Annotated in this window: 3 protein-coding genes and 1 pseudogene; 2 read left to right on the top strand and 2 right to left on the bottom strand. The window is 65.2% G+C overall.

What is annotated here, in order from left to right:
* Window positions 1–251: pseudogene (locus ABNT58_RS24430) on the bottom strand (hypothetical protein); the annotation flags it as partial.
* Window positions 252–419: 168 nt separating this feature from the next.
* Here ABNT58_RS24430 and ABNT58_RS24425 point away from each other — a divergent pair.
* Entirely contained in the window at window positions 420–779 is a 360-nt protein-coding gene (locus ABNT58_RS24425) for a glycosyl transferase (RefSeq protein WP_348755992.1), read from the top strand.
* On the top strand, window positions 776–1,351 hold the full coding sequence (locus tag ABNT58_RS24420; RefSeq protein WP_348755991.1) for a glycosyltransferase: 576 nt from the start codon (window positions 776–778) through the stop codon (window positions 1,349–1,351). The genes ABNT58_RS24425 and ABNT58_RS24420 overlap by 4 nt, the downstream gene beginning before the upstream one ends.
* Window positions 1,352–1,423: 72 nt before the next feature.
* Here the strand turns inward: ABNT58_RS24420 and ABNT58_RS24415 are convergent, their stop codons facing one another.
* Window positions 1,424–1,972 (bottom strand): FxDxF family PEP-CTERM protein, encoded by a 549-nt coding sequence (locus tag ABNT58_RS24415; protein WP_348755990.1) that lies wholly within the window; start codon window positions 1,970–1,972, stop codon window positions 1,424–1,426.
* Window positions 1,973–2,058: the final 86 nt, after the last annotated feature.

The following is a 2,058-nucleotide window of genomic DNA, read 5'->3' as shown; positions in this document are numbered from 1 at the left end:
TCGCAGCACAGTTGCTGCCAGCCCAGCCGGCGCCATTGCCGCAGATCGCCGCTTTCGAAATCGTCGGCAAAAGGCAGCAGCTCGTCCTTGGGCAGGCTGTAAATCCAGAAACCCACGCCCAGGACCAGGTAAACCCCGATGGCAATGGCCGCAAGGCCTACCAAGTACTTTTTCATCGTGGCTGGAAAGGACCGATGGCGGAATTCTGAAGGCTTGCGCCGTCGGGCGAACAGAACGCGGGCTTGTGACATAGGGATGGCAGGCGCACCCGCCGTCACTATCATGGATTGCAAGTATCAAGCGCCCCGCAAGGAGACAAGGTGCAAAGCCCAGGTGAATGCCGGTTGCTGGCCGTTGCCTCCACGGGGGGCCATTGGATTCAGCTCAAAAGGCTGCGGCCGGCATTTGCACAGGCGCGCGTGAGTTATCTCACCACCAACCCGGCCCATGCGCTGGAGGTGAGCGAGCCCACTTATTCGGTGCACGACGCCAACAACCAGACGCGCGTGCGCCTGGTGCTGATGTTCCTGCACATCCTGTGGCTGCTGCTGCGGCTGCGCCCGCATGTGGTGATCTCGACCGGCGCCGCGCCGGGCGCGGCCTGCCTGATGCTGGGCAAGCTGCTGGGTGCACGCACGATCTGGATCGACAGCATCGCCAATCCGGAAGAAATGTCGATGTCGGGCCGCTGGGTGCGTTATTGGGCCGACCTTTGGCTGACGCAGTGGCCTGACCTGGCCAAAGCCGACGGACCTTTTTATGCGGGGCGTGTACTGTGATCTTCCTGACCGTCGGAACCCAACTGCCATTTGATCGCCTGGTGCGCTGCGTGGATGAATGGGCGGGCGCCCATCCCAGTGTTCCGATATTCGGGCAGATCGGGCCCGCCAGTTATCAGCCGCGGCATTTTGCGGCGGTGGATTTTTTGCCACCGTCGGAGGTGGACGATTACTTTCAAACCTCCGACCTCATCGTCGCCCATGCCGGCATGGGCACGATCCTGTCGTCGCTGGTATTGCGCAAGCCGCTGGTGATCCTGCCGCGCCGCCAGGCTTTGGGCGAGCACCGCAGCGACCATCAAATGACCACCGCGTTGTGGCTGCGGCGCGAATTGCAGCTCAATACCGCTTTTGAATGCGATGAACTGGCCGCCATGCTCGACCACCGCGCCGAGTTGAAAGCCGGGCAGTACGTGGGCGAAACCGCCCAGGCCTGCCTGGTCGATGCGGTGCGCGACTTCGTCGGTCGCGCACAGGTCAAGCCCTCGGTGGTGGCCAGCGTGCGCGGCTGGTCCTCGGCACTGCGCAAGTCGCTGCACGACTTCCACGCCAGCCGCGGTGCTGGCGCCTGACCCCAGCAAAGAAAAAGGCGCTGCAGCACCTGCTGCAACGCCTTGGCTTCGGGCCGCCAACCGGCCCTTGGCTCAGCGGCTCTTGCGGCGTGCCGCGATGAAGCCGAACGCACTCAGGCCGGCCAGCATCAGCAGCTGGGTATGCGGCTCGGGCACCGGCGTGACGGTGGAGCTGAGCGTGTAGTAGCCGCCCACCGAGCCACCGGCGCTGCCCACCACGGCGTAGTAGTACTTGCCCGGGCCCAGCGTCAGCGCATGGGTGGTGCTGCCGGTGGTGCCATCGAAGGTGTGCAGCGAGCCGGGCGCCACCTGATCGTCGCCACCGCCGTTGTCGAACACGCCGTTGGCCCCGAAGGACAGCAGCGCGTACTGGCCGCCGGTGATGGACAGCACCGTGCCGTTGTTGAGGGCCACCACCGAACTGGACACGACCTGCGGTCCGCCGCTGAGCTCGAAGGTGAAGAAGTCGGAGAAGGAGCCCGGTGCGGCGCCGCCGGCGCCACCGCCCAGCAGGGCGGACAACTCGACGGCCGCATGCGGCCCGAAGTCGTAGGTGGCCGCCTGGGTGGCGCCCGCGGCCACCATCGAAGCCGCCAGCAGCAGCGTGGATCTGAACTTCATGTTCGCTCCCCTCAACGTCGCCAATTGGCAAGGCTTGCAGTCTGTGCCTGCGGGGCAGCAGGCGACATCCTATGAACTTGGGGGCC

The organism is uncultured Aquincola sp., from assembly GCF_964001545.1.
Taxonomy (GTDB): Bacteria; Pseudomonadota; Gammaproteobacteria; order Burkholderiales; family Burkholderiaceae_C; genus Aquincola.
Note: the sequence above shows the minus strand (reverse complement) of the source record. Positions and strands in the feature narration are given on the sequence as shown.